We start from the raw sequence: 5587 nt of genomic DNA on the forward strand, positions 1-5587 counted from the left end.
ACGCCGGGGAAGACGACCTCAGCTACCGCGCTACACCACTATGCGGGACGCAACTGGAGGCAAACCTTCGGCATCAAACAGGTAGGGATCATCGGCCACATTGACCGACCCCATACGCTGCCCGTCCCAGGGCCCCTCCAACTCCATACAGACACTCAACCACCGAGCACTGACAGACCCGACTCGCATCCGTTGCCGGATCCCGCTGTCCTCGGAGTGCCTGGAAAACTGCTCCGTGCGCCTGCTTCGCCAGGTCGAGGAAACCGCCTTTGTCTGGGCGCACTGCGAGGGTGCCTCAGATCGGCAGACCGAACGGCCTGGCGTCGCCGTCACGGATGGATGATCACGTGACCAGCTCGAGGATAGATCGGTTCAGCTTGCTCAGCGCACGAACGGCGCTGCGCAGCGCAGCAGGCGCATCGGTGGCAGTCATCAACACGTCGAGCACGGGTGAGTCCGCGCTGCGCTCGGGACGCTCGAAGGCTGCGCCGGCAACCATCTGCCTCACCAGTCCGAGATGTGTGTGCACCAGTGTTGCCGCCCCGCGAAGCGCCTCGGCGGTTTCCTCGGACAGAGCCGTGTCCGGCTCGGCGCGGGTTGCGGCGACGCCGGCCCTGGCGAGGGCGTGTGCCGCGCGTCCGCTGACCTGCAGAACGAGCAACAGTCGACGGGTGCTGCGTCGACCGCGTGTCGTCAGCCCGAGGCTCAACGGTTTCGCGGCAGTGATGACGCCCTGCAGGGACGTGTCGAGGGAGCGGGAGATGGTGACGAGGTCAACGTCGCTGCCCGGGGCGATGACCGACTCGACGCTGGCGTCGATGAGTTCGCTCATCAAAGTGAGGTAGCCCTCGACCTTCTCCTGGACGGTCGACCGAGTTCTGACCGGCAGGACCACGAACGACGCCAAGATGCCCATCGCCGCGCCGGCAGCCGTCTCGTAGATCCGCACCTCGAGGACGTCGATACTGAACTGACCCAAGAGCCCATAGAGCAGTGCCAATAGCACGGTGATGAAGAAGACCAGCAACGCATAGTTGATCGCCAGCAGCCAGAAGGCAAAGAAGACGCACACCACGATGAGCGCCATCTGGACGATCGGCTGGTCGCCGACTGCAGCCGCAAGAAGCACGCCAGCGACGACCCCGAGCACCGTGCCGAGGATCCGGTTGCCGGCCTTGGTGAGGAGCTCTCCTCGGGTGGTGACCCCGGTGAACACCAGGAACGCCGTCATCACCGCCCAGTACCAGCGGTTCGGCGAGATCAGGTCGCCTAGGAGCATGGCAGCACTCGTGGCGACGGCAACCTGGATGGCGGCCCTGGTGTAGGGATTCATGCTCGGTGCGTCTGTCGGCTCGAGGCCATCGACCGAGTCGGCTGCTGGCATCGATCCTGTTGTCGGCGTGACCACTTTCGTGGAGGTGCTTGGCAAGGTCGCAGGGTGGTCCGACACATTGTCTGTGATGCGATGAACGGCCGTATGCGCCTCTACTGCGCGCGCGGCGAGGATTATCGCGACACCGACTTGCTGAGTGGGGTCCGCGTCAGCCGCCGAATCGACCACAAACCGGCGCGCAGCGCGCAACGTCTCGTCCGAGGGTTTGTCCTTCAGGCATGAGCCCACCGCGGCCATCGCGTCATCGAGCGTCATCGGCCACGACTTCTCCTGACCGAGTGGCCACACGGCGCCGGCCAATTGCTCGGTGGCGATCTGCGCCTCGAAGACGCGCACCGACAGGTCATGGCTGGTGACGCTCAGGTGCAGAGCAGCATCGTTGCGGTCGAGCCAGTCCTCGATCATCATCCCGGTGTCGGAGAGGCCGGTCAGCTTGCGACGCAGCACGTTCGGGTCGCGGGATCGTCCAGGTGCGGCTGCTTCCAGCACCGACACCGAGGCTGCGCGCAGCGCCTGGGCTAGGCGGCGGACCTCCGAATGGGGCCGGTCGCGGAATATCGCCGATCGTACGAACACCGCCACCGCCACTCCGATCACGATTGCCACCAGCAGCACCGGCACCTGCGACAATTCGGCCTTGAGGAAGAGCGCAAAGAAGTACGAGATGAAGGCAACCATCCCGAGGGCCGTGCCCCGAGGACCGAATCGACGCACCCAGACGGCTGTGAACAAGACGACGATGAAGCCGACGTCGGCGACCTTGCCGACCTCCGACAGTGCTGCGGCGAGCAAAACGGCACCTGCCGCGGGCAGCGCCATCAGTGCCGTCGTGGCGATCCGGGCACGGGGCGTACGGTCCTTCACCACCGCAGCCGACTGCATGGACACGATCGTGCCGAGCATGGCAACCGTGACCGGGTTGCCCGTTGACGTGGTGAAGGCGACCGACGCCACCATGGCAAGCAACACCGTCAGCGCAGTCCCGGCGGCGCTCATCAGACGCAGCTGCCCCGGGTCGGAGACAGCTAGGAAACGCGCCGCTCGAGTCACGGTTTGCGTGAAGGACACCACGTAGAGAGTGTGTCGCATCGGAGGAGATCAGGCCGGCGACCAGCGCCCCGCCCGCCAGTCAGCGCTTCAGTCCCGACGGTGAGCAGCTGACGCTTGCCGGGGAAGGCGAAGGAGACCTCCCATGGACGCCAGCGAGGCGGCGATCTGGAGTCAGGCACCCGCTGGCGATCTGGCGTCCAGGACGGTGCGGCCCGCCCCATACGCTGCCCCTCCCCAGGCCCCTCCAACTCCATATAGACACTCAACCACCGAGCACTGACAGACCCGACTCGCATCCGTTGCCGTGGTGGGTGTCGAGCTGAGGTGACGGGCCCTTCTGCCATGCTTTGCGCATGGGAGGGTGTGACGGTCGCCGATTGCGAATGGTCGCTGCCCTCAGCGTGACGGCGTTCCTCTGCGGCTGTGCCGCACCAGAACTCCCAGATCGAGCCGATCCCGAGGTGCAGGCCGAGGAGGCACGCCTCGCGGAGGTTATCGGCGCGGATCCCGGCGTCCTCGGAGTGCGTGGAAACTGCTCCGTGCGCCTGCTTCGCCAGGTCGAGGAAACCGCCTTTGTGTGGGCGCACTGCGAGGGTGGTGCTCCCGTCAACACGGGCGTGAGCGCCCCAATGCGCGTCGTTGGTTCTGCGGTCATTGTCCCTGGTGATGGGACCCAGTACGAGCGCGACATTCGCGCCATGTTTCCCGAGGACCTTATCGAGATCGTGTTGGACGGCGACGAATCGCTCCTCCCCGGCCCGCTCCGCCAATAACTCAAGAAACCGTACGAGACGCGGGCCGGGTTTAGGCCGGTCTGCGCGTCGTCGATCCGACGCTGGCAACTGAATCCCAGGTCGGTGGTGGTCCAACCTGCTCTTCGACCGGGGGCGGGAGGTCCTGCGCTGGCTCTGAGCCGAGGGGTATGGCGAGCCGCGGGAGTCTGCGTGGTGTCCGGTGGGGTGGGGGTCAGTTGTCGTAAAGACGGTTCTTGGACGTGAGGATCTCGAGGGGGACTGGTGGCCCCTCGATGGTGGCGCTGCTCGGGATCGCGCGCCAGCCGCCGCCGTTGACGCTGACCTCGCCGCCGTATTCGACGGAGATGGAGGGATTGACCTGGGCACGAGTCGTGTACTCGTGGTTGATGTCGCCGTCGGGGTAGGGCCCGCCCATGCTCGTCGTCGGGCCAATCGTCGCGCCATCGCCGGTGAGGTAGGTGATGCCGACCAGGGTCGGTCGGATCCGGACCTGATGCCCGACGATGGTCGTGGTGTCGACCTCCTGCGGCTCGAAGCCTGCCGCGGGCCACGCCAACTCGAAGTAGACCGGCAGGTTGACCAGTGTCTTGCCGCCAGGGGGTTGGATGACGGCCTCGGGGAGCGCAAAGTCGGTCCTGTGGAACTGCTCGACGATCATGGCCTCGGTGAGCTCGACGGCCGGTTCGCCAGAGCGCGCGGGGACAGAGGGCGTGAAGCACGTTGGGGCTACGGATTGCCAGCCACTCAGTGGGCCGGTGTCGTCGGCGAGGCGTCGATGGATGATCGCGTAGGGCCCGGGGGAGTCGGGGGCATTCTGCTGGCAGTAGTCGATGGCCTGCTGACAGATCTCGAGCTTCGGCTGGGCAGGGCTGTTCTGGTGGCAGGCGATGACAGCTACGTACTCGTACCAGGAGGTGGGGTTGTCCGCGCTGGATCCGGGTGGATAGGACTCGGCCAAGCCTTGGACTTCTGCTTGGCTCAGGCCAGTGTGAATGCCATCCTTCCCCTTGATTATCCCCCAAGGGTCCCCGGGATCTTCCCCGCCCTGCGCAAGGATCACGGTAAGGATCGCCAGCCCCCCTACAAGACTCACGACGGCTCGCTCTTTAGGGTGATTGATTCGATCATCCAGGGATCGCCATCCGAGAGCTCAAATACAATGACGCCTAAACCTTTGCCCTCGCCGATGAGCACCTTCACTTCGGTGGTGACGCTCGCCCGTTCCTTGCCAATCAGTAGACCCTCAGCAGATTTGACTCGCATGTAGTCGTCTCCCAGGCCAGACTTGGGCACTGCACTGACGAGGCCTGAGCAAGAGCCACATTGATCGCTTGAGTAATCCATGAGATCGCCGGTATCGCCAGTCTTGTAGGCACTGTTCAGCCCCTCAATCCAGTACTCCACGAACGCCTCGGCTCCCGCCTCCGTCTTCTCCTTCGCTTCCTCCGGCATCGTGGGTGGACCGTCCGCCTCGGTCGGCTCAGCCGTCGTTGGCGCAGCCTCGCTGGTCGCGACGACGTCGTCTGACGGTGTGGTTGTCGTCAGCGCGTCCTGGCTCGGCGGCGGCGGGGCTGGGTCGCCCTGGGTGTCACACCCGGCCACGACCATCAGCGCCAGGGTGACGGCAACGATCACGCTTCGACTCACGACATACCCCTCCAGGCATCGGCGACCGAGCTCGCGCACGGGTAACGGTCTCGCCAGTCTGCCCCAGAAATTGCCAAGAAACCGTTGTCCACAGGTAAGAAGTTAGTAAGGATCTCCTGACCCTGCCCTGTGCACAACGTGCCCTCGATCAGCCGTGATCGACCCATTCCCGCGCGACCAGAAGATCGTCGATCTGGTTGATCGCGGAGGTCGCGCCCGTGACAACCCCCATGTCCAACGCCTGTTGCAGCGCCTCTGGAGAGTCGAAGGTGCTCGTGTAGGTGACCCGCGTCTCGCCGAGCTCCTCGACGAATCGGTAGTCGTTGTGCGACACCGGTAGCTCGGTGTTGGGCGTCAAGTCCTCGTGCGAGAAGCCGTCGTTGAACGTGAAGCCGTGAGGCTCCTCGACCGTCAGAATCTCCCAGTAGCCGGCATATCTCAGGCCGTCCGGACCAGTCATCACATAGTTCATACGGCCGCCCGGCGTCAGGTCGTGGTCGACGAACGTAGCCGGGTACTCCGGCGGTCCCCAGACGCGCTCGAGTTGCCGTGCGTCGGCATACACGCCGAAGACCCGGTCCACGGGCGCGTCGAACTGCGCGACGATCGTGAGGGTGCCGCCGTCCAGATCATGGCTGGCTTCAGTGACGGGCATCGTGCTTCCTTACTTCGCGCGGTTGGTGATTCAGTATGGCGCTGCCGGCACCTGGGGCGACCGTCCGGTGTGGCAGGGGCGACCGTC

The 5587-nt window shown here is 65.0% G+C and carries 5 protein-coding genes; 1 reads left to right on the forward strand and 4 read right to left on the reverse strand.

Going from position 1 to position 5587, the window contains the following annotated elements:
* Nucleotides 1-343 precede the first annotated feature (343 nt).
* The gene (locus Q4P07_RS13865; RefSeq protein ID WP_303375509.1) at nucleotides 344-2461 is read right to left on the reverse strand and encodes an FUSC family protein; all 2118 of its coding nucleotides are present in this window, start codon (nucleotides 2459-2461) and stop codon (nucleotides 344-346) included.
* 365 nt (nucleotides 2462-2826) lie between these two features.
* Between Q4P07_RS13865 and Q4P07_RS13870 the strand changes: the two genes are divergently transcribed.
* Nucleotides 2827-3216 (forward strand): hypothetical protein, encoded by a 390-nt coding sequence (locus tag Q4P07_RS13870; RefSeq protein ID WP_303375510.1) that lies wholly within the window; start codon nucleotides 2827-2829, stop codon nucleotides 3214-3216.
* Between the two features lie 193 nt (nucleotides 3217-3409).
* On the opposite strand, the gene Q4P07_RS13875 is transcribed toward Q4P07_RS13870, so the two are convergent.
* The 3 genes from Q4P07_RS13875 to Q4P07_RS13885 all read right to left on the reverse strand — a co-directional run bounded on the left by Q4P07_RS13875 (nucleotide 3410) and on the right by Q4P07_RS13885 (nucleotide 5500).
* On the reverse strand, nucleotides 3410-4156 hold the full coding sequence (locus Q4P07_RS13875) for a hypothetical protein (RefSeq protein WP_303375511.1): 747 nt from the start codon (nucleotides 4154-4156) through the stop codon (nucleotides 3410-3412).
* A 131-nt stretch (nucleotides 4157-4287) separates the two neighbouring features.
* The gene (locus Q4P07_RS13880) at nucleotides 4288-4833 is read right to left on the reverse strand and encodes a DUF6318 family protein (protein WP_303375512.1); all 546 of its coding nucleotides are present in this window, start codon (nucleotides 4831-4833) and stop codon (nucleotides 4288-4290) included.
* A gap of 160 nt (nucleotides 4834-4993) precedes the next feature.
* Nucleotides 4994-5500: an SRPBCC domain-containing protein gene (locus tag Q4P07_RS13885; RefSeq protein ID WP_303375513.1), complete on the reverse strand. Its 507-nt coding sequence runs from the start codon at nucleotides 5498-5500 to the stop codon at nucleotides 4994-4996.
* Between the last annotated feature and the right edge of the window lie 87 nt (nucleotides 5501-5587).

The organism is Ornithinimicrobium sp., from assembly GCF_030537745.1.
GTDB lineage: Bacteria > Actinomycetota > Actinomycetes > Actinomycetales > Dermatophilaceae > Ornithinicoccus.